At 57.1% G+C, this 22,489-nt stretch carries 23 protein-coding genes and 1 tRNA gene; 11 read left to right on the forward strand and 13 right to left on the reverse strand.

The window, feature by feature from the left end:
• The first annotated feature begins 233 nt into the window (after positions 1-233).
• Together R84865_RS03700 and R84865_RS03705 are read left to right on the forward strand one after the other, a co-directional pair.
• On the forward strand, positions 234-2,054 hold the full coding sequence (locus R84865_RS03700; protein ID WP_435638863.1) for an aminopeptidase P family protein: 1,821 nt from the start codon (positions 234-236) through the stop codon (positions 2,052-2,054).
• Positions 2,055-2,190: 136 nt separating this feature from the next.
• The gene (locus R84865_RS03705; RefSeq protein WP_435637806.1) at positions 2,191-2,598 is read left to right on the forward strand and encodes a hypothetical protein; all 408 of its coding nucleotides are present in this window, start codon (positions 2,191-2,193) and stop codon (positions 2,596-2,598) included.
• 316 nt (positions 2,599-2,914) lie between these two features.
• Here R84865_RS03705 and R84865_RS03710 read toward each other — a convergent pair whose 3' ends face one another.
• Complete coding sequence (locus R84865_RS03710) at positions 2,915-3,097, reverse strand: hypothetical protein (protein WP_435632816.1); 183 nt, start codon at positions 3,095-3,097, stop codon at positions 2,915-2,917.
• A 389-nt stretch (positions 3,098-3,486) separates the two neighbouring features.
• On the opposite strand from R84865_RS03710, the gene R84865_RS03715 reads away from it, so the two are divergent.
• The 4 genes from R84865_RS03715 to R84865_RS03730 are packed head-to-tail and all read left to right on the forward strand — an operon-like array spanning position 3,487 to position 6,785.
• Positions 3,487-4,812, forward strand: coding sequence for an MFS transporter (locus R84865_RS03715; RefSeq protein ID WP_435638864.1), 1,326 nt, complete (start codon positions 3,487-3,489; stop codon positions 4,810-4,812).
• A 14-nt stretch (positions 4,813-4,826) separates the two neighbouring features.
• Entirely contained in the window at positions 4,827-5,588 is a 762-nt protein-coding gene (locus R84865_RS03720) for an SDR family NAD(P)-dependent oxidoreductase (protein WP_435638865.1), read from the forward strand.
• Positions 5,588-6,007 carry an RbsD/FucU domain-containing protein gene (locus R84865_RS03725; RefSeq protein WP_435637804.1) on the forward strand — a complete coding sequence of 140 codons (420 nt, stop codon included), beginning with the start codon at positions 5,588-5,590 and terminating at the stop codon, positions 6,005-6,007. Before R84865_RS03720 ends, R84865_RS03725 begins: the two co-directional genes overlap by 1 nt.
• Positions 6,008-6,032: 25 nt before the next feature.
• Positions 6,033-6,785 carry an IclR family transcriptional regulator gene (locus tag R84865_RS03730; RefSeq protein WP_435632820.1) on the forward strand — a complete coding sequence of 251 codons (753 nt, stop codon included), beginning with the start codon at positions 6,033-6,035 and terminating at the stop codon, positions 6,783-6,785.
• A 312-nt stretch (positions 6,786-7,097) separates the two neighbouring features.
• On the opposite strand, the gene R84865_RS03735 is transcribed toward R84865_RS03730, so the two are convergent.
• Positions 7,098-7,637 carry a protease inhibitor I42 family protein gene (locus R84865_RS03735; RefSeq protein WP_435632821.1) on the reverse strand — a complete coding sequence of 180 codons (540 nt, stop codon included), beginning with the start codon at positions 7,635-7,637 and terminating at the stop codon, positions 7,098-7,100.
• A 193-nt stretch (positions 7,638-7,830) separates the two neighbouring features.
• On the opposite strand from R84865_RS03735, the gene dld reads away from it, so the two are divergent.
• Positions 7,831-9,579, forward strand: a complete 1,749-nt coding sequence (gene dld, locus R84865_RS03740; protein WP_435638866.1) for a D-lactate dehydrogenase — start codon at positions 7,831-7,833, stop codon at positions 9,577-9,579.
• Between the two features lie 88 nt (positions 9,580-9,667).
• Here dld and R84865_RS03745 read toward each other — a convergent pair whose 3' ends face one another.
• Positions 9,668-10,780, reverse strand: coding sequence for a glycerophosphodiester phosphodiesterase (locus R84865_RS03745; RefSeq protein ID WP_435638867.1), 1,113 nt, complete (start codon positions 10,778-10,780; stop codon positions 9,668-9,670).
• A 70-nt stretch (positions 10,781-10,850) separates the two neighbouring features.
• Positions 10,851-11,783 (reverse strand): AraC family transcriptional regulator, encoded by a 933-nt coding sequence (locus R84865_RS03750; protein ID WP_435638868.1) that lies wholly within the window; start codon positions 11,781-11,783, stop codon positions 10,851-10,853.
• Positions 11,784-12,026: 243 nt separating this feature from the next.
• Between R84865_RS03750 and R84865_RS03755 the strand changes: the two genes are divergently transcribed.
• Both R84865_RS03755 and R84865_RS03760 read left to right on the forward strand, forming a co-directional pair.
• Positions 12,027-13,088 carry an NAD(P)-dependent alcohol dehydrogenase gene (locus R84865_RS03755; RefSeq protein WP_435638869.1) on the forward strand — a complete coding sequence of 354 codons (1,062 nt, stop codon included), beginning with the start codon at positions 12,027-12,029 and terminating at the stop codon, positions 13,086-13,088.
• A gap of 157 nt (positions 13,089-13,245) precedes the next feature.
• Complete coding sequence (locus R84865_RS03760; protein ID WP_435638870.1) at positions 13,246-13,782, forward strand: superoxide dismutase family protein; 537 nt, start codon at positions 13,246-13,248, stop codon at positions 13,780-13,782.
• Between the two features lie 52 nt (positions 13,783-13,834).
• Here R84865_RS03760 and R84865_RS03765 read toward each other — a convergent pair whose 3' ends face one another.
• Genes R84865_RS03765 through R84865_RS03775 form a run of 3 tightly spaced genes read right to left on the reverse strand, consistent with a single transcriptional unit; the run spans position 13,835 to position 15,601 of the window.
• Entirely contained in the window at positions 13,835-14,335 is a 501-nt protein-coding gene (locus R84865_RS03765) for a methylated-DNA--[protein]-cysteine S-methyltransferase (RefSeq protein WP_435638871.1), read from the reverse strand.
• Positions 14,336-14,389: 54 nt separating this feature from the next.
• Positions 14,390-14,914 carry a peptide deformylase gene (gene def / locus R84865_RS03770; protein WP_435638872.1) on the reverse strand — a complete coding sequence of 175 codons (525 nt, stop codon included), beginning with the start codon at positions 14,912-14,914 and terminating at the stop codon, positions 14,390-14,392.
• Positions 14,915-14,953: 39 nt separating this feature from the next.
• Complete coding sequence (locus R84865_RS03775) at positions 14,954-15,601, reverse strand: SDR family oxidoreductase (protein WP_435638873.1); 648 nt, start codon at positions 15,599-15,601, stop codon at positions 14,954-14,956.
• Positions 15,602-15,678: 77 nt separating this feature from the next.
• On the opposite strand from R84865_RS03775, the gene R84865_RS03780 reads away from it, so the two are divergent.
• Both R84865_RS03780 and R84865_RS03785 read left to right on the forward strand, forming a co-directional pair.
• Complete coding sequence (locus R84865_RS03780) at positions 15,679-16,041, forward strand: DUF3817 domain-containing protein (RefSeq protein WP_435632830.1); 363 nt, start codon at positions 15,679-15,681, stop codon at positions 16,039-16,041.
• Positions 16,042-16,112: 71 nt separating this feature from the next.
• On the forward strand, positions 16,113-16,943 hold the full coding sequence (locus R84865_RS03785) for an HAD-IIA family hydrolase (protein ID WP_435638874.1): 831 nt from the start codon (positions 16,113-16,115) through the stop codon (positions 16,941-16,943).
• Positions 16,944-17,073: 130 nt separating this feature from the next.
• On the opposite strand, the gene nfsB is transcribed toward R84865_RS03785, so the two are convergent.
• The 6 genes from nfsB to rep all read right to left on the reverse strand — a co-directional run bounded on the left by nfsB (position 17,074) and on the right by rep (position 22,487).
• Positions 17,074-17,724: an oxygen-insensitive NAD(P)H nitroreductase gene (gene nfsB / locus R84865_RS03790; RefSeq protein ID WP_435632832.1), complete on the reverse strand. Its 651-nt coding sequence runs from the start codon at positions 17,722-17,724 to the stop codon at positions 17,074-17,076.
• 231 nt (positions 17,725-17,955) lie between these two features.
• Positions 17,956-18,339, reverse strand: coding sequence for a hypothetical protein (locus tag R84865_RS03795; protein ID WP_435637793.1), 384 nt, complete (start codon positions 18,337-18,339; stop codon positions 17,956-17,958).
• Entirely contained in the window at positions 18,336-18,653 is a 318-nt protein-coding gene (locus tag R84865_RS03800; RefSeq protein WP_435637792.1) for a hypothetical protein, read from the reverse strand. The genes R84865_RS03795 and R84865_RS03800 overlap by 4 nt, the downstream gene beginning before the upstream one ends.
• Before the next feature lie 248 nt (positions 18,654-18,901).
• Positions 18,902-19,981 (reverse strand): sterol desaturase family protein, encoded by a 1,080-nt coding sequence (locus tag R84865_RS03805; protein ID WP_435638875.1) that lies wholly within the window; start codon positions 19,979-19,981, stop codon positions 18,902-18,904.
• Between the two features lie 173 nt (positions 19,982-20,154).
• Positions 20,155-20,231: transfer RNA gene (locus tag R84865_RS03810), tRNA-Arg, on the reverse strand.
• 183 nt (positions 20,232-20,414) lie between these two features.
• On the reverse strand, positions 20,415-22,487 hold the full coding sequence (gene rep / locus R84865_RS03815; protein WP_435632836.1) for a DNA helicase Rep: 2,073 nt from the start codon (positions 22,485-22,487) through the stop codon (positions 20,415-20,417).
• Between the last annotated feature and the right edge of the window lie 2 nt (positions 22,488-22,489).

Here is a 22,489-nt window from a genome sequence, read left to right on the forward strand (position 1 = left end):
CGCGAGAGTAGCATTCAGCATGAGGCAGCTACATGCCAAAAGTGCCCAATCAGTTAGTGCTAGCACCCTACCATTATCCCGCCGCAATCGCTTTAGCCAGAGTACGCATAATCACAGCGCATGCACATTCGCTGCTGCTGAAGCGCAAAAACGACGGTATGCTGAAGCTAATTCGCTTTCACGAGATCATCGTCAGCGCTGATCATCCCTTGTTTTCAGCTTTTGGAGTGCCCATGACCTGCCACGCCTCTTCGTCTATCGAGCAACGACTCGCGGCCTTGCGCGAACAACTCAAGGCACACCAGCTTGATGCGTGGATAGCGCTCTCCTCAGACCCTCACATGTCGGAATACCTGCCCGAGCATTTCTCGCAGCGCACTTGGCTGTCCGGGTTCGATGGCTCAGCCGGCACCTTGGTCGTTCTGGCCGATGATGCCACGCTGTGGGCCGACAGCCGCTACTGGGTACAGGCTGACAAGCAGCTCGCGGGCAGCGGCATTCGCCTGGAGAAATTCATTCCAAGCAAGGGCCGCGACCATCTGGCATGGCTGGTAACACAACTTCCTGAAGGCGCACGTGTTGGCATTGATGGCGCTGTGGTATCCGTGGCCGCAGCGCAGCAGTTGGCAGAAGCACTTGCCGCCAAGCAGATTGAGCTGGTGACTGAGCTTGATCCTGTGGCCGCCATCTGGGCTGATCGCCCTGCGCTGCCCAATGCGCCTATTTATGCGCATGCCGCTGAATACGCAGGCAAAACACGCGCCGAGCGGCTTGCCACGCTGCGTGAATCGCTGGCTGCCCGCGATGCCGATTGGCAACTGCTTTCCAGCGTCGACGATATCGCCTGGCTGCTCACCCTGCGCGGCAGCGATGTTGAGTACAACCCGGTGTTTCTTGCCCATGCGTTGATCGGGCCCGACACCGCCCAGCTGTTTGTCGATCGCCGCAAGATCGACGCCACATTGGCCGCCGAACTTGAGCAGGACGGCATCACGCTGAGCGACTACGACAGCGTGGTAGAGGCGCTTGGCTCGCTGCCGACCGACGCGGCAATTTCCCTCGACCCAGCCAAACTCAGCCTGAAGCTTTACCAAGCATTACCCGAGCAGGCCGAGATCGTCGCAGGCATCAGCCCCACTACGCTGGCCAAAGCCATTAAAAGCGACGACGATTTGCGCCACGTCCGTCATGCGATGGAAGAAGATGGCGCAGCGCTGTGCGAATTTCTATGCTGGCTCGATCACGCTCAAGCCAATGGCGAATCCTTCTCAGAGCTCACCGTCGATGAACGCCTGTCAGCGCGTCGTGCGGCGCGCCACAATTTCGTCTCGCTGAGCTTTCCTACCATCGCCGGCTTCAACGCCAACGGCGCTCTGCCTCACTACCGCGCTACGCCGCAGGAATATTCACAGATTAGCGGCGATGGCCTGCTGCTGATTGATTCCGGCGCTCAATACCTCGACGGCACCACCGACATTACCCGCGTGATCGCCATCGGCACACCGAGCGACGCTCAGAAACGCGATTACACGCGTGTGCTTAAAGCGACCATTGCGCTCTCGCGGGCCAGCTTTCCCGAAGGCGTTTCATCGGGGGCGATTGATGCCATCGCGCGTGCACCGCTGTGGGCGGCAGGCATCGACTTCGGCCATGGCACCGGCCATGGCGTGGGTTACTTCATGAACGTCCACGAAGGCCCCCAGGTAATCGCTTACAGCGCACCTCCCACCCCCGAACGGGCGATGCGCAGCGGCATGATCACCTCCATCGAGCCCGGCGTTTATCGTCCCCATCAATGGGGCGTGCGGATCGAAAACCTGGTCGCCAATCGCCCTCTGGAAAGCGCGGATGGCGAGTTCGGCGAATTCCTCACCTTCGAAACGCTAACGCTATGCCCCATCGACACGCGCCCCATCGAACCATCACTGCTGAATGCAGAAGAGATCGAATGGCTTAACCGTTACCATGCAGAAGTCAGAGAACGCTTGGCACCCAAGCTGGAAGGCAAGGTCAGCGAGTGGCTCGAACGGGTTACCCAACCGTTAAGTCACTAACGCGACGCGATTGAGCGCGGCTGCCAACGCGCGTCTGCCGTGCGGTTACGCTTCGCCAGCTTATCGCGATGCTATCTTTCGCGCGCTGACCATGCTGAAATAGCCGCCGTTTCTACTCTCACCACAGGATCTTGCAATGACTGCTCCTACACCTTCGCAGCTCGCTTCGGTCGGTTTCGCCGCGCTCGCTATTGGCAAAGCCTTCGAAGCACTCGAACAAGCAGGCTTTCCGCTCGACAGCGATCAGCAAGCGCGCCTCTCACAGGCAGTGGGAACATGGCTACGTAATCAACTGGGCGATGCTGAAGTCGATGCGGCCAAGCAGGCACTAGGAGAGACACTGGGTGGCGAAGACGCTGATGATGACGAGATCGGCGCGGCGATTACCGCGGCCGGAAGCAGCGTGGCGATCATTTTCAGTACTCTGGACGACGCGCCCACCGAGGCGTTCGATGCCGCCAGCGAGGCGCTACACCATGCGCTGGTGGACGCCTACGGCGAGGAAAGTATTGCGGCACTGCAAGTCAATCAGCCGTCTGAGTAGCAGCTTCGCGCTTAAACAGCGGAATGTAGGGCATTGGCTTAGCCCGACAGCCAAATGGCGCCGCGAGTAGCGCACATTGCTGAAGGCCTCAGCACCGCAAAACGATGAGCGCGACGCCCATCGTGGTGATGCATCTGGCGGGTTCAGCCCCCGCAACGGGAAGCGCCCCCAACCGGAAATGGTTGGGGGCGCTCTTTGTTAGTGCTCAACGCTGACCGTGAGGCGAATACGGTTAGATGATGGGAGAAGCCTCAACCCTTCGGACAGCGTGGAAACACTCTACGTCAACGCCGCTAGCGCGTTGACGCACGTAGGATTACGCGACGTGGTTGTGCAGCGATGCCGTCATGCGGTGGCATACTGCCTCCGCTTCTTCACGGGTTGGGTAGCATCCCAACGACGTATCGGCAGCACTGGAGCGCTCGACCACGCACCAGCCGTCAATTCGGGTGGGTTCAGCTTCGACGTAATGGGGAACAACACAATAACCAATGACCATAACATCACCTCTGACTTAAATAAGAATAACTAACATTACAGCGTCTGCTGCTCACACCAGCAGTACAACTCTACTTTAGTCCCAAAAATCCTAAACACTACCCCAAAATTTAACTAAATCGTCATTTCTTGGTAGTTAAAAAGTAACCGGATGTGAGCTAGCGAGCGTTTTTGCAGCTTTTTCCATCATTCCTGCCCAACGTTGCCAATTTCCCTCTCGATAGCAGATGCCCCACTCCACCGACGCTGGAACTCTGTCGGCCCAGCCAAAATCCGCTACCCAAGCGCAGGCGAACACCTTCCTACCATCGTCGCAGATACCAATGTTGTGTGTATATTGCACTTGATGTGCATTATATGTATATCATTCATTATCAGCGGGAGAGCAGGATGTCTCAACCACTTCAGGGTTCCGAAGTGCTGGAACGGGCGTTGTCCAAAGTGCGCTGGCGGATTCTGCCGCTTATTGCGCTGCTCTATTTCATTGCCTATCTCGACCGAAGCAATGTTTCATTCGCCAAAGAGCAGATGAGCGCTGATCTCAATCTGTCAGCGACAGTATTTGGTTTAGGGGCGGGCTTTTTCTTTATTGGCTACACGCTGTTTGAGATTCCCAGCAATGCGGGCATGTACCGTTTCGGCGCCCGCAAATGGATTGCGCGGATATTGATTCCTTGGGGATTTCTCGCCATGGCAATGGCAATCATTACCGGAACCAAATCGTTTTACGCCGTGCGTTTTTTATTGGGTGTGGCAGAAGCGGGCTTCTTCCCGGCGGTTATCTTCTACTTCACGCTATGGTTTCCGGTGCGGCAGCGCGCCGCTATTCTGGGCATCTTCGTACTCGCTCAGCCCATTGCCAATATGCTCGGTGCGCCGCTGAGCGGACTGATTCTTGGCATGCACGGCATTGCCGGGCTGGACGGCTGGCAATGGCTTTACCTGATTGAGGGGCTGCCCGCCGTTATTCTGGGCTTCCTTGCTCCGGTGCTGCTGACCGATCGGCCTGCCGAAGCGACATGGCTCTCTGAGGAAGAGAAATACACCTTGCAGCGCGCCATCGATCAGGACAACGCAGCAATTACGCGCTCGGGCGACAAAACCTTTTTGCAAACGCTAACCGATCGTCGCGCACTCGTCTATTCGTTGCTGAATTTTGGCATGGTGATGGGGATTTACGGGCTTGGCTTCTGGCTGCCTTCAGTAGTGAGCGAAATGGGCCACTATAGTGATCTTACCCTTGGGTTGATCGTAGCTATGCCTTACCTGGCCGCCTCCTGCTTCATTATCTGGTGGAGCCGCCGTGCCGACCGAACCGGCAAGCGCGCGTTACACGTTGCGATGAGTTTGTTTCTGGCAGCGTTCGGCTTGCTTGGCGCCGGCTACACGCTCAGCCTGACGCCGATACTGGCGCTGATTCTGCTGTCGCTGGCGGCGGTAGGCATCTTCACGGCCATCGGCCCGATGCTCTCCATGCCTGCCAGTCTGTTTAGCGGCGCCGCTGCCGCTGCCAGCATCGGGGTCGTGAATGCCATCGGCAATATTGGCGGCTTCGTGTCACCCTTTGCGGTTGGCTATCTCACCGATATCACCGGCTCTACCCGCGCAGGCCTTTGGTTTCTCGCGGCTGCGCTCGCACTTACCGGACTCGTTACGCTGCTTTACGCTGGCCGAAGGCCAGAAGGCAATACGTCACTCGCCACCAGGTCCCATTAGAAAGGAGATTACCCATGTCGAATCAGGACTTGAACGGAAAAATTGCAGTTGTCACAGGGGGAGCCGTAGGCATTGGCGCCGCTATTGCCCAATCGCTGGCAGCGCGTGGAGCGCGCATTGTCTTCACCTATCATAGTCATGCGCCTTCCCAGCAAGCACTGGATGCACTGCGCACACCTGATCAACAGGAGGCCATCGCGTATTCCATTGACCTGACCTCGGAGAGCGCCGTCGAAGAATTTGGCAGCGAGATCGAGCGTGAGGTAGGCAAGGTGGATATTCTGGTCCACAACGCAGGCGGGCTTGTTGAGCGGTCGCGCATTGAAGAGATGCCTTATACGCTGTTCCGCCACGTGCAAACGCTGAATGTCGACAGCGTGTTCCTGCTGAGCAAGCGGCTTATCCCGCTGATGCCCGAAGAAGGACGCATCGTCATTGTGGCCTCGCTGGCAGGCCGCTCTGGCGGGCACCCTGGGGCCACCGCCTATGCTACCGCCAAGGCTGCGCTGTTCGGTTTCACGCGAGGGCTCTCGAAGGAAGTGGCCGACCGCAGGATTACCGTTAATGCGGTCGCTCCCGGGTTTATCGAAGCGACGCCCTTCCACGACACCTTCACCACGGAAGCCTCCAAACAGCACACCATCACCACCATTCCCCTCGGGCGTGCCGGCGTGCCTGACGACGTTGCTTCGGCGGTCAGCTGGCTAGCCTCGCCAGGCGCGTCCTTCGTTACCGGTACGATTATCGATATCAACGGCGGGCAGCATTTCAGCTAATGTTAACGACACCGATTATTCATCCTCAGGTGCTTTCCGCGCTGGCGTCGGCGGGCCATAAGTCGCTGGTGGTCATTGCGGATGCTCATTTCGCCGCCGCCACCGCTATCGCAGACCACGCGGTAGTGGTGCACGCCGCGCTGCAACCGGGCCAACCGCTGGTACCAGAGGTCGTCGAGCTGGTAGCCAACACCATCATGATCGAAGGGCTAACCACCATGCAGCCTTCCGAGCCTGCGCTGGGTGCGGTGGCGCAGCAGGTGGCGGATAAACTTCCCGAAGGTATTGAGCAAACGGCCGTGACGCGCGCGGAATTTACCGCGCTCACGCGCTCGGCCGATGTCGCTTTATGCATTGTAACCGGGGATACACGCAGGTTTGCGAATGCTATTCTGAGGGTCGGCGTAACACCTTCCTGACCCGCTTTCTGGCCTTAACACACCTATGAGTTCCACCGTATCCCGCGCAATCCAAATCCTTGAGCTTTGCAGTGCGCTCCCCAGAACGGCAGCAGATATCGCGGCCGATCTGGGCGTTCACCGCACCACGATCCTAAGAACCTTGCTAACACTCCAGGACGCCGGAATGGTGCGTCAGACATCGCCCGGCGTGTTCGGCGCGGGCTTTCGGCTGGCGGCGCTGGCTCGCTCGGCAATGGAGAACTTCGATCTACGTGCCATTGCGCACCCTTCTCTTGCGGCCCTTAGCGCAAAACTGGGGCTGACCGTGCAGTTTGCGGTGCCCAATCGAGATCGGATTACCTACGTCGACAAGATCGAACCGGCGAACTCGATTGTGCTGAATACCATTATTGGCGGCGACGTGGTGATTAACACGGCAGGCGTCGCTAAAGCGATTCTGGCGTTTTCGCCTGAACGCGAGAAAGCCATGATCCTTGAGCGCGCCACCTTCGAGCGCTATACCGAACGCACTATTACCAACATGACTGCTTTCGATCAGGCGTTGGAAGAAGTACGCCAGCAAGGCTGGGCTTACGATGATGGCGAATACGATGCGCTGTCGAACTGCATTGCCGCACCGGTGCGTGATCACAGCCAACGGGTAGTGGGAGCGGTGTCGATTACCTCGTTTCGCTCGCAAGCAGATATCGCAGCGCTTAAACAACATCTGCCCGCATTGATTGCTACCACTACGACCATCAGCAACGATCTAGGATGGAAGCCGGCGTCGGCGTAATCTGCCCATAGCCGCGAGCGGCTGGGCTCTCTTTGGCCGGCACTGCTGAAGCTGGGCTGGGCTGGGCTGGGCTGGGCTGGGCTGGGCTGGGCTGGGCTGGGCTGGGCTGGGCTGGGCTGGGCTGGGCTGGGCTGGGCTGGGCCAGCATAGCCCCCGAAGGACGGTGGTCAATCCTTCGAGGGATTACTAAACAAGATGCCCATCACCGCAGACTGCCAGCGGCATGAGGCTAAGCGTGCCATCTTAGGTTAGCCGCTGGGCAGTAACGATCAGGCACGAAAGGCTTGCTGCTGTTCAGCGCACAGCGCCTCGTTACTGAATACGGATGGGGCACTCGAACACTTGCTCGGGCGCCTTCTGCTGGGCGTCAGCGTCGTGGTAAACAAGACGCAGCGTGCCTGTACTGGCGCCATCGGCGGTGAAACGCCAGTCAAACACCAGCGGCTGATCGGTGTGATCGTCTTCACTGGCATTCTCCGCGCGCGGCGGGCTTAGCAGCCGCAAACCATCGGGCCGATCATCGAGCTGCCAGGTCAGCTTGCTATCAGGGTCGGCTGGCAAGCGCACCGCGACACGCTGGTCGCGCTTCAGCGTTAGCGGCGCACAAGCGCTGGTATCTGCAGCATTAATGGTGACATCGACCTCTTGCGTAAACGCAGAGGGATCAGGCGTTCCCGCGCCATTGGCCTGATTGGCCAGGTTCGGGCTAGCGAATGCCGGCCGCGGCGCGTCACCTACCGTCGCACTATCGCCGCCACCCAATATGGAGCAACCGGATAGCCATATGGCGCCACCAGCGATCGCCGCGAGTTTTACAATGCTACGCTGATGGTGTCTTTGATCTATCGCCACAACCCTTATCCTATCGTCGACGTGTTCGTTCACCTAACCACTGTGATATGAGAACCGAAGGGTAAGCGACGATAGCGGAATCGTCGAGATTAATATTTTTTTAGTATCAGAAAGGCAAATTTGAAAAGTTTTAAATATGGGTCCATGCTAATAGGACCTTAATACTTATTTCAGATCCAGCGGAGCATTCATCGTGAGTACACAGCAGGCATCCGCCTCGAAATTGTCAAACGAGGCTCGTCAGCAATTAATCGAACGGCTCGGCAGCATTGTCGGCAAAAAGCACACACTTAGCGACGAACGCAGCACCAGTCGCTTTCGCAAAGGGTTTCGCTTCGGCGATGGCCCCGCGCTAGCAGTTGTGCAGCCTGCCTCGCTGGTAGAGCAATGGCGGGTGCTGCAAGCGTGTGAAGAAGCCGATGTGATCGTCATCATGCAGGCTGCCAATACCGGATTGACCGGCGGCTCGACCCCAGACGGCGATGATTACGATCGCGATATCGTGATTATCAGCACCTTGCGGATGGATCGTATTCATTTGATTCATGACGGCAAACAAGTGGTGTGCCTGCCCGGTGCAACGCTTTATAACCTTGAGAAAGCACTCAGCCCTCTGGGCCGCGAGCCCCATTCCGTGATTGGCTCTTCGTGTATTGGCGCCTCGGTATTTGGCGGCGTTTCCAATAACTCCGGCGGCGCGCTGGTAAGACGTGGCCCAGCCTATACCGAGTTCGCGATTTACGCGCAGCGCGATAGCGAAGGCAAGCTACGGCTGGTTAACCACCTAGGCATCTCGCTGGGTGACGATCCCGAAGATATTCTCACTCGCCTGGAAAACGGCGACTTCAGCGAAAGCGATATCTCCGACGACGGTGCCGCTTCTGACCACCATTATCAGGAGCATGTTCGCCACGTCGACGCTGACACGCCCGCGCGCTTTAATGCTGACCCAGAGCGTTTGCATGAAGCCTCAGGCAACGCCGGTAAACTGGCGCTGTTTGCGGTGCGTTTGGACACTTTCGAAGCGGTATCCTCGAAGGTGTTCTATGTCGGTACCAACAATATCGACAAGCTAACGCAGCTGCGTCGCGAATTGCTGGCGGAAGGACGCGAACTGCCGATCGCGGGCGAGTACATGCATCGCGAGTGCTTCGATGTTGCCGATGTTTATGGCAAGGATACCTTCGTGATGATCGAGAAGTTCGGCACCGACAAAATGCCGCAAATCTTCGCGATCAAAGGCAGCGTTGATGCTTTCTTCTCACGCTTCAACATCCACGGCTTCACTGATCGCGTTAGCCAGTGGATGTCGCACCTGTTCCCCGATCATCTGCCAAAACGCATGCGTGAATACCGCGACAAATACGAGCATCACCTGATGCTGCGTGTGGCGAGTGATCAATTCGAGGCAACCGGTTCGCTGCTGAAAGAGCTGTTTACCGACGGTGATGGCGATTACTTCGAATGCACCGAAGATGAGGGCAACAAGGCCTTCCTGCATCGCTTTGCTGCTGCGGGTGCAGCCATTCGCTATCGCACCGTGCACAAGCAAACTGCCGAAGGCATGGTGGCGCTCGATGTCGCACTGCGTCGTAACGATACCGACTGGTTCGAGCATCTGCCCAAAGAGATCGACGACAAGCTAGAGAAAAAGCTCTATTACGGCCACTTCCTGTGCCACGTGATGCACCAGGACTACGTAATCAAGAAAGGCCACGACTGCATGGACGTCGAGCACGCGATGTGGAAAGGCTTGGACGCGCGCGGTGCCGAGTACCCCGCCGAGCACAACGTAGGGCATCTGTACCACGCCAAACCGGCCCTCTCCGAGCACTATCAGCAGCTTGATCCATGCAACTGCTTTAACCCTGGCATCGGTCAAACCTCGAAGCTGAAATATTGGGGCAAACAGCAGGCGCAGGCCAGCAACCCACAAGCCTGAACGACTTAAGGCAAGTATTGCTCCACAACAAAGCGGCGCCGCAGTAATCTGCGACGCCGCTTTTTTAGAGGTATGGAGCTCGGTCGGTTTAGAAGCCTTGAGCCTTCAATATTTGGTCAACCGACTGCTGCGCTGGCCGCTTATAGAAGCTTAATAGCGCGCGAATGTCGTTAGCGAACATGCCATCGACGCCCAACTGCTGGAAGCGCTTGAAGTCGACCGGCTTGTCTATGGTGTAGGGATGAATCAGCAGGCCGCGCTGGTGCGCTGCTTCATTCATCCACGGCTGCGTCATGTCCATGTAGCTCCACTCACCGCCGTCGGCAAGGCGCGTAGCGGGGCCTACGCCCTCAGCGCCGTGCGCTTTGGCAAAATCGAGCCACTGATAGTAGTCATCGCGTGAACGCACTGTCGACTTGGCATAATAGGAAGCGTCGCTCTCGCCTTCGGCACGCGGTGCTTGCTTCGCTGCGGGAATATAGCCATCACCGATCCACAGCAACAGGATCTTGGGAACATCAGGCATCTCGTGGTTCAGCTTGACCAGACTGTCGCGCTCAAAGGTTTCAAGAATCACTCGCCCGCGCGTGCTGGCAACATTCACGTCGCCATCGCCTTTAGCGCCCTTGCTTAACCAGCCCCGCTCGGCAAGCTTGTCGCGCAAATCCTTCTCGATGCCCGGGAACAGCTTCGGCTCTTTCGTTTCAAGATAAAGCCCCGGCTTGTTTTTGCCGCCTTCAGCAATCGAAATCAGCTCGTCGAGGGTGACAATCTTCAGCCCTTTGAAGGACGAACGCGCACGCTCGGGATGCGCCTTGTTGAACCAGCTGCCGACATCAAGGCTTTTCAATTCCGCAAGCGTGAAATCGCTGACCGGCGCATCAGCGCGATCAGGAAAGCGCTCGGCAACGTTGGTGGTGCGTTTCAGATTGGTGTCGTGAAGGGCAATTAACACGCCGTCCTTGGTGCGCTGCAGGTCAGCTTCCAAATAATCAGCGCCCTCTTCGCGGGCCAGAATAAAGGCCGCGCGGGTCTCCTCCGGTGCGTTCCACGAATCACCACGGTGGGCGATAGCGGCAGGATCGGGAATGCCATAGTGCGCCGCCAGCGATTTCGCGGGCTGCTCGGCAGCCGATACATTCAGCGAGGCAATACCTGCTAAAAGCGTGAGTGCCCATGCCGCTGCGTGTTTTCCCACCATGTTACCCCCTTCGATGTGAGTCGTTTCACAAAGGGTAGCCATTTATTGGCCGGCTTCATAGGTAGCTGGCTTAAGCTAACGTAGCGGTCTTGCCTGGGCTGCTGCCAAAATAGTGCTTGTACTCGCGGGAAAACTGCGAGGTCGAATGATAGCCTACCGCCAGCGCTGCCTGAGCGACCTGCTGATCTCCACCCATCAGCATGGCGCGCGCTTTAAGCAGCCTTAATCGCTTCAAATACTGCAACGGCGATTGCTGGGTGGTGCGCTTGAAGTGATGATGGAAGTGCGACACGCTCATGCTGGCTGAACGCGCCAACTGCTCGATGGTGATCGCTTCCTTGAAGTGCTCGTGCATAAACTGCAGCGCTTCCGCGATGCGCAAATAATGTCCCTGATCGGTGATCAAACGCCGTAACGACTCTCCCTGAGGCCCGCATAGCGCTGCAAATACCACCTCACGCAGCCGCCCACTGCCCAACGCGCGGCTTTTGACGGGATCGCTGAAGCACTCGGCCAACCGCAGCAGCGCTTCGCCAAAGCTATCGTCGATCGGCACCGCCGCCATCGGCGTGGGGAGTTCACCCTTGCCGCGCTGTTCGCTCGGCAATTGCGCCACTAGCTCTCCCAACATCAGGCGATTCAGCGTGATGCTGATACCCAGCAGCGGTTCCTCCGCCGATGCCACCGTCTCGCATTCAAACGGCAGCGGCATGGCCTGCACCAGATAGTGACCAGCGCCATAGTAAATCTCACGATCTCCCAGATACCCCAGCTTGCCGCCCTGCACCACCACCTTCAGGCCCGCTTCGTATATCAACGGCTCGCGTGGGCGATGGCAACCGCTGAACATCAGCTCTACCCCGGGAACGCCGGTAGCAGAAAATCCTTCCGGCAAATTCAACGGGCGCAAACGCTCAACTAGCGCTCGGGCGTAGTGGTTTGGAGGTTGGTCGGCGTCTGAAGACGTTGAAGGAACCGAACATGTACGCGGCAAGATCGACATAAAGGCAGCGATATCCAGATAAACGGAGAAAGGCGCCAGGCTAGTGCGCCGGACTTTAGTTATAAAATAACATTGTGCATGAAATCTGCGAAATTTTAACGCTGAAATCGGGAATTTCACAGGATTAGGCAACTATCACACAGAATCCGCGTGGCAATCTGCTACTCGCTCCTGCACACTGAATATCGTTATGCCGGCATCGTGAATGGGCCGGCTTCCCTATTTGGTCAAGGAGACTCAGAGATGGCTAATACTCAAGGCTATGCAGCACAGTCCGCGACGTCACCGTTGGAGCACTTCGCGTTTGATCGTCGCCAGCCGCGCCCCGATGATGTTTCGATCGAGATTCTTTACTGCGGCGTATGTCACTCGGATCTTCACTTTGCGCGCAACGATTGGGGCAATGGCACTTGGCCAGTCGTGCCGGGTCACGAGATCATCGGTCGCGTGACAGCGGTGGGCCCTGAGGTCAGCAAATTCAAGGAAGGCCAAATCGTTGGCGTGGGCTGCATGGTGGATTCGTGCGAGCATTGCAGTGCCTGTGAAAGCGGCCTCGAGCAGTATTGCCTTGAAGGCATGACGCCCACCTACGGCGGCCCTGACCGCGTCGATGGCACCATTACTCAGGGTGGCTACTCCACGCAGGTAGTGGTTAAAGAGCGCTTCGTGGTGAATGTGCCCGACAGCCTCGACTTCACTACCTCTGCGCCGGTGCTTTGCGCAGGTATCACGACCTATTCGCCGCTGAAGCACTACGGCGTCAAGGAAGGCCACAAGGTCGGCGTTATCGGCATGGGCGGCCTTGGTCATATGGGCGTGAAGCTGGCGCTGGCAATGGGCGCTGAAGTCACGCTGTTCACCCGCTCCGAGAACAAGATCGAAGAAGCAAAACGCCATGGCGTGCACCACGTGGTGGTATCGACTGACGATAGCCAAATGGAAAGCTACGCCGGCTACTTTGACTACTTGCTCGATACCGTGCCGGTGCAACATGACCTCAACCCTTACCTACAACTGCTTAAGTTCGACGGTATCCACATTCTGGTCGGCCTGATCGAGCCTATCGAGCCGCCGCTGAACGCTGCTAACCTTGTAACTAGCCGTAAGGTCGTGGCAGGCTCGCTGATCGGCGGTATGCCTGAAACGCAGGAAGTGCTCGACTTCTGCGCCGAGCACAACATCGGCTGCGACGTAGAAGTGATTACCATCGATCAGATCAACGAAGCATGGGAGCGCATGCAAAAAGGCGACGTGAAATATCGCTTCGTGATCGACATGAAGAAGTCGTTCCCTGACGTCGCCTAACTACCACGCGACTCAGACTGAACGTGAAAGGGCTGCCATATGGCAGCCCTTTTTGCGTTTGAGCGACTTTCAGCCTATGTCTAGTAATAGGCTCAGCTGCTAGTGTCTGAGTGGCGTTTGTTCATTATCGAAAACTTCCCGCGCAGGAGAACACGCTATGAAACGTTATCTGATGCTCGCCTCTTTGATGGCGGCCACCGGAATCTCTACCGCCTTCGCCGCCGAGGATATCAAGGCGCCGTTGCTCGATGAGCACAATGCCAATATTGGTCAGGTAACGGTGAGCGCAATACCCAGCGGGGTTATTTTGCGGGTGGAAGCACAGCACCTGACGCCGGGCTGGCACGGCATGCATTTCCATGAACAGGCAGAATGCAAAGGGCCTGACTTCAAAAGCTCCGGTGCCCACGTACATACCGCCGATAAGGTGGTGCACGGCGTACGCAACGCCAAGGCCAACGATAGCGGCGATTTGCCCAATCTGTACGCACACAAGGACGGCAGCGCGACCGTGGAAGTGTTCTCGCCGCTGGTTAGCCTAACGCCAGGCAAGAACTCACGGCCTGCACTGTTGGATAGCGATGGCTCGGCGCTGGTCATTCACGCTCAGCCGGACGACTATCAAAGCCAGCCGATCGGCGGCTCTGGCGATCGCGTTGCCTGCGCCTCGCTAGCGAGTAACGAAGGGAAATAGCGCTGGTACCGCGCGCTTAATTAAACAGCGCGCCATCGCTGCTGGCAGAGTCCTAGTCCAGCGCCAGGCTTTGCTGGCAGGCTTCAAGGGCCAGCAGCCTGCGTTTCACGTCGATACCTCCCGCAAACCCGGTCAAGCTGCCGTCGCTGCCGATTACTCGATGGCAGGGCACGATAATCGGCAACGGATTGCGTCCGTTGGCTGCACCCACCGCTCGCACCGATTTGGGTGAGTGGATGTGCGCCGCGAGCTGTCCGTAGCTGCGCGTTTCGCCGTAGGGAATGTCGCTCAGCGCTTGCCAAACGCGATGCTGGAACTCAGTGCCCTCGGCAGCAAGCGGCACACTGAACGTAACGCGCTCGCCGTTGAAATAGCGCTGCAGCTCATCGCTGGCCTGCGCCAGCACAGGATGCTGAAACGTGACGTCGGCGTGCCATTCCGCGCCTACCTCGCGCGGCTTCCGCGCGGTGGCAAACTGAATCATTGTCAGCCCACGTTCGCTGGCCGCCAGCAGTAGCTTTCCTATCGGGCTGTCCAGATAGCCGTAGTGCATCGCCTTCCTTCCCTGTGGGTCCGATATAAACACTCCTCACCGCATTCCAGCGCCCTACAGCCCTTCCGGAAACAGCACATCGGTAAAGCCAAACGAGCGGAAATCGGTAATACGGGAGGGGTACAGGCGCCCGATCAGATGGTCGAATTCATGCTGAACGATGCGCGCGTGGAAGTCTTCTGCCGATTCGTCGATAGGCTGACCATCCGGATCGATGCCCTGATAATGAATCCGCTTATAGCGCTCCACCTGCCCACGCAGGCCAGGAATCGACAGACACCCTTCCCAACCGGCTTCACGCACGTTATCCAGCGGCGTCACAATCGGGTTCAGCAGCGCCCTCGGCGCCACCGGAGCACGCCCCGGATAGCGCGGGCTGGCCTCAAAACCGAAAACCATCAACTGCAGGTTTTCACCGATTTGCGGTGCCGCCAGCCCGACTCCCTTGGCATCGCGCATGGTCTCAAACATGTCCGCTACTAAACGCTTTAGCTCGGGGCTGCCGATCATGTCGTCGGGCACCGGTTCGGCCACTTTCAGAAGCCGCTCATCCCCCATTCGCACGATGTCGCGAAGCATGGCGTTACTCCTCTAGCGCTGTCGCAGGTAGTCACTGGCTTAGAGCGACTTGAGTACTTCCAGCATATCCTGATCGCCGCTCAAAAAGTCGAGCTCTTTACCAATACTTTGGTCAATATGAAGCGCAGCAACAGCGGCGACCGCCACATCCCGACGCGGAATACTCTTGCCTTCACGCTCCTCGGGATAACCCACCGAAATGCGCTGTGTGGATTCGTCGTCGCTCAGTGAGCCCGGCCGCAAAATGGTATAATCGAGGCCGCTTTGCTTCAGCCATTCGTCTGCGTAGTGCTTCGCCACGTAGTACGGCTTGAGCGCATCGCTCCAGCGCTCGCGCTTGTCGGCACCCAGCGCGCTGACCATAACGAAGCGCTTGATACCCAACTGCTGCGCGGCCTGCATGCTTTTCACCGCACCATCCAGATCAATCAGCAAGGTTTTATCATCACCGGTGCTGCCACCCGAGCCTGCCGAGAAGATGACCGCATCGGCGCCCTGCATTGCGACCGCGATATCTTCCAGCGGCGCTTCCAAATCGACTAACCGTGTGTCGACGTCCTGCTGGCGATATTCATCGGCCTGCTGGGTATGACGCACCTGCGCGATGGGCGTGTCTGGCGACGCCTGGAGTGCCTTCACAATATGCTTGCCGACGTGACCACCGGCACCGATTACCAATACCTTCATGTCGATCTCCTGTTGGTTTGTTGCTTGCTGGAGTAACTTGCACGCTAATTGCAGCGCATCCCGAGAGGCAATTCGTTATGATGAGACAACGTATTGCCCTTCAGTTGTGGACCTTTTGCATGCCCTTCGACGCTACTGCTATCAAGCGCCTTTCGACGCTGCGCCGCGCGGCCCTCATCGAGGGCACAACGCTGTTGCTACTGCTGTTTATCGCGGTGCCACTCAAGCATCTGGCCGGAATGCCTCAGGCGGTGTCGATTATGGGCCCGATTCATGGCATCGCGTTCATTTTCTATATCGTACAGCTGCTGCGCTCGCGTGCGATGCTGCGCATCGATGGCGCGCAACTGGCCAAATTGATCGTTGCGGCGTTCATCCCTTTCGGCGCACTGTACGCCGCACAGGTTTTTCGCGGTAAGGAAGAAGCCTCTACCCATTGACTGTGGTGGTGACGACCCGATTAAACAAGCGTGTTTGCTTATTCTTGAGTTTTTATCGCTAGGAGAGCTACGTGAGCGACAGAAAGATTACTTCTTGGCTGACCGATATGGACGGCGTGCTGATTCGTGAAGACAAGGCGATTCCCGGCGCAGCCGAGCTGATCAAGCAATGGCAAGATACCGACACGCCATTCCTGGTGCTGACCAATAACTCCACCTATACCCCTCGCGATCTTAGCGCCCGCTTGCAGCATATGGGGCTGAAAATTCCGGAAGAGCGTATTTGGACGTCGGCGCTGGCGACCGCTACCTTCCTTGCCGATCAAAAGCCCAGCGCCACGGCCTATGTGGTGGGTGAAGCCGGCCTGACCACGGCGATTCACGAAGCCGGGCTGATCATGACGGAAACCAACCCCGACTATGTGGTGCTGGGCGAAACGCGCTCGTATTCTTTCGAGGCGATTGCCAAGGCGGTGCGGCTTATCAACAACGGCGCGCGTTTTATCGCCACCAATCCCGATGCCACCTCTCCCACGCTAGACGGTCCGCTACCCGCTACTGGAGCTGTGGCGGCGCTTATCAGCAAAGCGACCAACCGTTCACCCTATATTGTCGGCAAACCCAACCCGATGATGTTTCGCTCAGCGCTCAACAAACTGGGCGTGCACTCCGACGATACCGGCATGATCGGTGACCGCATGGACACCGACGTGATCTCGGGTATGGAAGCAGGGCTGCATACCGTACTGGTGCTAAGCGGCATTTCGGATACGCAGGAGATCGAACGCTATCCCTTCCGCCCCAAAGAGGTGATCGATTCGGTGGCCGATCTGGTGGAAACCGCCACCGATGCTCCCAAGGCCAGCTCCGCCAAAACCAGCGCGGCCAAGAAAAAGGGATAGATGCGCAGCGCGCTTGGGCCGCCTCCGGCGGCGCTGGCGCACGGCATTTCCTTCCGATAACACATAAAAAGCCGCGACAACCCGATATCAGGTTGCCGCGGCTTTTTATTTCACACGCTCGCGAATAGCGTTAGAGGCGAGTAATTACTTCTTCCGCAGGCAGGCGTGATTTCGCCACGCCATGGTTGAAGTCTTCGTCGCTATGATAGCCCACGGTAAGCAGCACCAGCGACGCCAGACCTTTGTCGGCCAGACCAAATTCAGCATCTACGCTGTGCGTATCGAGCCCTTCAATGGGCGTGGAATCGAGCTTCAGCGCCGCCGCAGTGTACATGGCGCCGCCCAGCGCGAGATACAGCTGACGCGCGCTCCACTCGGGCACATCGCCTGCATCACGGTGGAGGCCAGTGAAGAACTTGCGGACTTTGTCTACACCGGCTTTGGCCTCAGCTGTCGGAAGCCGGCCAGCCGCTTCTTCCAAATCGGTGATGTGCTCAAGATAGTCGTCGGAGAGCGACTGACGCGCGCAAAAAATAATCGTAAACGACGAATCCAGAATCTTCGGCTTATTGAACGCGAAGTCCTCACCGATCGCCGTTGCCAGACGCTGCTTGGCCTCTTCGCTTTCTACCACCACAAAGTGCCACGGCTGCGAGTTAACCGACGATGGCGCAAGACGAGTGGCCTCAATCAACTGCTCTGCCAGTGCGCTCGGCACCTGCTTGGTTTTATCGTACACCTTGGCGGTGTAGCGCGATTGGATGCTCTCCAAAATGCTCATGGGGAAACCTTGATAATTAAAAATTGGGAATGATCCCATGGTACTCGTGTATTCCTAACAATTCACCTCTCGGTCAACCACACCAACGCCGCTTTCCCTTGTAAAGGCAGCAAGTGCGGCGGTTACACGATAGCTAAAGGCTTTTTATCACTCCGATTGGTTAAATCCATGGCGAAAGGGCGATGTGCTCTTCGCACACCGCCCTTGAGTGACCACATGGCATTGCAACCGCTACTTCAGAAGCTCAATGGATAGCACTGGAGAGGGAATAAGCGCGCTATCGGAAAAGGTAATCCTGACCGGGTTTTTTATCTCCTTGGCCAAGTCGGCCAGAGCAAGCATGTTCTTTCCAATCTCTCCATGGCAGTCCCAACTTCCCACATGGCTACCACTGCCCTCTTCATCGCCTGCAACGGTAAGCAAGCACCGCTCACCGTTGCCCTTCATTGAGGTGGTGACGATATAACCTTCTGCATCGTACTGTGCGGCCTGTGCTAACGGCACCGAAACAATCAGCGAGGCAGCTACCAAGCAAAACCACCCATGGTTGAGGAGACGCTGAACACTCGCTCGAAATATCTCAGTACGAGCCATCAGCACCTTACCCGAACTCATTTTCCAACCTCAATCGCATAAACGGGACGGTACTCTGCGCCGTTTCCTTCCATCAGTATAGAAACAGGAGACATCAGCACCTTGGCTGTTTTGGCTAACGACAGCATATTGGATCCCGCCAGACTACCGCAGTCCCAGATGCCACCCTGGATAGGAGCACCCGTGGGCGTTTTCGCCACCTGAAGGAAACAGTGATTGCCAACATTATTGGCTTTCACCGTCACAATGAAGCCTTTCTGCGTGTATTCACCCGCATAGGCCATACCCGAGGCCATCATCAACGACATCACCGATAGCATGAACCAACGAACCATGATTTTCTCCTTACGTACGCTCGTGAGTTTGCAGCTGGTAAACAGCTACGCAGCAGCGCTTGCCGCACTGCTTACGCTGCTATTAACGGCGGGCAAGGAAGGAAATTTAGGCTTGGGTAAACTGGTTGTCGCTATAACGGTGCGATAACCGCCGAAAAGCCCGCGGTACACCGAGAAGTACATGACAGACGGTTTCTGGCTTAAGCAACAGTACAAATCGCTATCGCTGCGTCTGACGCTCGTTCCTACTAGCGTGGCGGCTTGTTGGTACCTTTGGGTTTGTCAGCGTTCTTCTTCATGTGGATGGGGCGGTATTTCTTATTAAAGACGACGCCGCCGATACGCCACCCATCCCGGCAGGTAACGCTTCCCCAAAAGCGTTTTAGCGACTCAACCTGTACGCCGATGATGCCTTTACTGTTATCGATATCGACCATCTTATCGCCGGTAACGCCGGTGGAGTGGACCGGCTCATTAAAGAGCGCGGTACCGAAAATAACGTCCCAGATGGCAAATACCTGACCGAAATTGCAGTTGTGCAGATTGGGCCGCTCGGGCACGAAGTTCATGTGATGCAGGCGATGGAATTCGGGGCTGACAAAAATTCGTCCGAAAATCGGCCCGAACCCGACACGCACGTTGGCATGGGAGAAATTCTCCACCAACTCTCCCAGCAGCATTAGCCACGCAAACTCTTCACCTGACACACCCCAGAAAATACCGACGCCGGCCAAAATGAACGATTGCCCCATGCCGTCCAGATAATTGGTGCGGTCGTTGGTCCAACAATTCATTTGCCGCTGACTATGGTGGAAGCTGTGCATCGCCCACCACCAGGGAATGACGTGCTGAGTGCGGTGCATCCAGTAATACACCAGGTCGTAGGTGAGATAGTAAAGAATGAAGAACACCCACGGATGCGCATTCAGCCACGGGAACTGCGATCGCATGCTCCAGGCTGCATCGTCTGTCGCGCTAGGCGACATATCGACAGCCGCCGATGCCCCGCTCAGGTAGTTGATGGTCGGCGTCATAATGAGGAAAGCAAACAGCGGAAACAGCCCCACTAACATCAGCCACGTTAGATGGAAGTCGATCCGCGCGTAGCGGCGATCTTCCCACTTCTCTGCCGGAAACAGGTTTTCCAACGGGCGAAATAGACAGGCGATAATCAGCAGTTGCAGCACACCCACCATCAGCGTGGCAGCAATATCCTGGGGCGGATCGGTGTACTGCGTCACGTGTAAAAAGTTGAGCACCGGCAGCACCGCATGCTGCCCCAGCCACTCAGCCCCTTGCCCCCACAGCGACGATATCTCCGATAGCATGGGCCCGACCTCCTACTGAAACAAACGCCCCAATATGATAGATGAGGCCAATAGGAACAATCGGATCACACTTAAGATAGCCTGCTAATTATTTGCACGTTTTTCGAGTTGCGAGTGTCGAGGGGCGGGCGATAGCGGCAAGCAGATGGAGAGGCATGGAGTTAGGAAGAAAATGGCGCGCCTGACGGGATTCGAACCCATGACCCCTGCCTTCGGAGGGCAGTACTCTATCCAGCTGAGCTACAGGCGCGTTGCGGTGGGAGCTATTGGCGGTAAGGCTGCGAGAACAGCGACCAATAAACTGCGCCGTATCCTACGTGGTGCGAGGTCGGCTGTCCAGAGCGGCGGCCGCTGCTGAGGGCGAATAGCTTATCCACAAGGGGATGCAGCAGGCGATGCAGTGTGGGTGTGGATAACCTAATCGAAGGGCTTACTATCCCAGCAGCGAACGTAGTCCGGCGATGGCGCTAGTGCCGCGCTGATGTTTTTTCTCGGGATCTTCCTTATCGGCGCGCCCTTCCCATTCGAGAATATCCTGCGGCAGTTCGTCGAGGAAGCGACTGGGCGCGCATTCCATCATTTCGCCAAACGCCTTGCGCTGTTTGGCAAGCGTAAGCGTCAGGGTGCGCCGTGCGCGGGTGATGCCAACATAGGCAAGTCGACGTTCCTCTTCGACGGTGCCCACTTCGATCGAGTTGCGGTGCGGCAGCAGGTCTTCTTCCAGGCCCATGATATAGACGTGCGGATATTCGAGCCCCTTGGAAGCGTGCAGCGTTAGCAGCTGTACACGGTCGGTGTCGTCTTCTTCGGCCTGCTGGTCAAGGATATCGCGCAGCACCAAACGTGAGATCGCCGACTCAACATCGTCGGTTTCGCCTTCTTCGTCCGCGCCAAGTTCGTCGTCCTGATGGCGCTGTACCGACTTCTCGAGCTGATCAATCAACGTCCAGATATTCTTCATGCGCTTTTCAGCGACGATGGGCGCGCTGGCGTTCTGGTGCAGCCAGGCTTCGTAATCCATCTCTTCAAACATCTGACGAATGGCGCTTAGCGCGTTGCCTTGGTCCATGCGCTTGCGCACGCCTTCGATGAAGCGACAGAACCATTCCAGCCGCTTTAGCGCTTTCTCCGACAGCACTTCGTTTAGCCCTAGCTCTCCACTGGCGGCAAACAGGCTGACTTCGCGCTGGGCGGCGTAATTGGCGAGCTTTTCGATGGTACTCGGGCCAATTTCGCGGCGTGGCACGTTCACAATACGCAGGAAGGCGTTGTCGTCGGCGGGATTAATCAACAGCCGCAGATAGGCCATTGCGTCCTTGATTTCGTTACGCGAGAAGAACGAAGTACCGCCCGAAAGCTTGTACGGAATCTGGTAGTGCTGAAGCTTCAGCTCCAGCAGCCTCGCCTGAAAGTTACCGCGATACAGCACCGCGAAGTCGCGCCATTTAGCGTTCAACTTGATACGACGAGTCAGAATCTCACTGGCCACCCGCTCGGTTTCGGCTTCTTCATTGCGACACATCAGCACGCGAATCGCCTCACCTTCGCCCATTTGCGACCACAGCGTCTTTTCGTAGACGTGTGGGTTGTTGGCGATCAAGGTGTTGGCCGCGTTAAGAATCAGTGCCGTAGAGCGGTAGTTCTGTTCCAGCTTGATCACGTTAAGGCGTGGAAAATCCTCGCCCAGCTGCACCAGATTCTCGGGCCGCGCACCGCGCCATGCGTATATCGACTGGTCGTCGTCGCCCACTACGGTGAAGGTCTGGCGGTCGCCCATCAGAAGCCGCACCAGACGATACTGGCTCGAGTTAGTGTCCTGATACTCATCGACCAGCATGTAATGAATGCGCTTCTGCCAGCGCGCCAGTGCTTCAGGATCGGACTCGAATAGCGTCGCCGGTAGATAGATCAGATCGTCGAAATCGACAGCGTTATACGCTTTCAGGTGCCGCACATAGGCGTCGTACACATGCGCAGCGAACTCCTGATCCTTGGTGTCGGCAAAAGAAGCGGCCTGTCCCGGCGAGACCAGATCGTTCTTCCAGGTCGAAATCAGGTTTTGTACCTGCTGAATCTGGTCCTTGTCGACCTGAGCATCCTTGTGCATCAGATCACGCAGCAACGCGCGCGCATCCTCGGGATCGAACAGTGAGAAGCCTGAGCGGTATCCCAGCTGTTTCAGCTCGGCGCGAATGATATTCAGCCCCAGCGTGTGGAAGGTCGACACCGTGAGCCCGTGGCCCGACTTGCCTGGCAACATGCTGCTCACACGCTCTTTCATCTCGCGTGCGGCTTTGTTGGTGAAGGTAACCGCCGCGATGCGTCTCGCGCTCATGCCGCACTCAAGCACCAGATAAGCAATCTTGGTGGTAATAACGCTGGTTTTACCAGAGCCTGCGCCTGCCAGCACCAAACAGGGCCCATCGATATAGCGCACGGCTTCCTGCTGACGCGGGTTAAGCTTGGCAACGCGATTTCTGATCTGCGCGGTGATCTCGTCACTCATTG

The sequence above is a fragment of the Carnimonas bestiolae genome (genome assembly GCF_051251145.1).
GTDB classification, from domain to species: domain Bacteria; phylum Pseudomonadota; class Gammaproteobacteria; order Pseudomonadales; family Halomonadaceae; genus Carnimonas; species Carnimonas bestiolae.

Excerpts from the sequence above, each read along its gene's own strand:
- R84865_RS03775 (WP_435638873.1), bottom strand. The coding sequence starts at position 15,601 with ATGAAGGTATTGGTAATCGGTGCCGGTGGTCACGTCGGCAAGCATATT.
- nfsB (WP_435632832.1), bottom strand. The coding sequence starts at position 17,724 with ATGAGCATTTTGGAGAGCATCCAATCGCGCTACACCGCCAAGGTGTAC.
- R84865_RS03725 (WP_435637804.1), top strand. The coding sequence starts at position 5,588 with ATGTTAACGACACCGATTATTCATCCTCAGGTGCTTTCCGCGCTGGCG.
- R84865_RS03720 (WP_435638865.1), top strand. The coding sequence starts at position 4,827 with ATGTCGAATCAGGACTTGAACGGAAAAATTGCAGTTGTCACAGGGGGA.
- R84865_RS03730 (WP_435632820.1), top strand. The coding sequence starts at position 6,033 with ATGAGTTCCACCGTATCCCGCGCAATCCAAATCCTTGAGCTTTGCAGT.
- R84865_RS03745 (WP_435638867.1), bottom strand. The coding sequence starts at position 10,780 with ATGGTGGGAAAACACGCAGCGGCATGGGCACTCACGCTTTTAGCAGGT.
- R84865_RS03710 (WP_435632816.1), bottom strand. The coding sequence starts at position 3,097 with ATGGTCATTGGTTATTGTGTTGTTCCCCATTACGTCGAAGCTGAACCC.
- R84865_RS03705 (WP_435637806.1), top strand. The coding sequence starts at position 2,191 with ATGACTGCTCCTACACCTTCGCAGCTCGCTTCGGTCGGTTTCGCCGCG.
- R84865_RS03715 (WP_435638864.1), top strand. The coding sequence starts at position 3,487 with ATGTCTCAACCACTTCAGGGTTCCGAAGTGCTGGAACGGGCGTTGTCC.
- R84865_RS03780 (WP_435632830.1), top strand. The coding sequence starts at position 15,679 with ATGATGAGACAACGTATTGCCCTTCAGTTGTGGACCTTTTGCATGCCC.
- R84865_RS03700 (WP_435638863.1), top strand. The coding sequence starts at position 234 with ATGACCTGCCACGCCTCTTCGTCTATCGAGCAACGACTCGCGGCCTTG.
- R84865_RS03760 (WP_435638870.1), top strand. The coding sequence starts at position 13,246 with ATGAAACGTTATCTGATGCTCGCCTCTTTGATGGCGGCCACCGGAATC.
- R84865_RS03755 (WP_435638869.1), top strand. The coding sequence starts at position 12,027 with ATGGCTAATACTCAAGGCTATGCAGCACAGTCCGCGACGTCACCGTTG.
- R84865_RS03765 (WP_435638871.1), bottom strand. The coding sequence starts at position 14,335 with ATGCACTACGGCTATCTGGACAGCCCGATAGGAAAGCTACTGCTGGCG.
- R84865_RS03795 (WP_435637793.1), bottom strand. The coding sequence starts at position 18,339 with ATGAGTTCGGGTAAGGTGCTGATGGCTCGTACTGAGATATTTCGAGCG.
- R84865_RS03800 (WP_435637792.1), bottom strand. The coding sequence starts at position 18,653 with ATGGTTCGTTGGTTCATGCTATCGGTGATGTCGTTGATGATGGCCTCG.
- rep (WP_435632836.1), bottom strand. The coding sequence starts at position 22,487 with ATGAGTGACGAGATCACCGCGCAGATCAGAAATCGCGTTGCCAAGCTT.
- R84865_RS03750 (WP_435638868.1), bottom strand. The coding sequence starts at position 11,783 with ATGTCGATCTTGCCGCGTACATGTTCGGTTCCTTCAACGTCTTCAGAC.
- R84865_RS03805 (WP_435638875.1), bottom strand. The coding sequence starts at position 19,981 with ATGCTATCGGAGATATCGTCGCTGTGGGGGCAAGGGGCTGAGTGGCTG.
- def (WP_435638872.1), bottom strand. The coding sequence starts at position 14,914 with ATGCTTCGCGACATCGTGCGAATGGGGGATGAGCGGCTTCTGAAAGTG.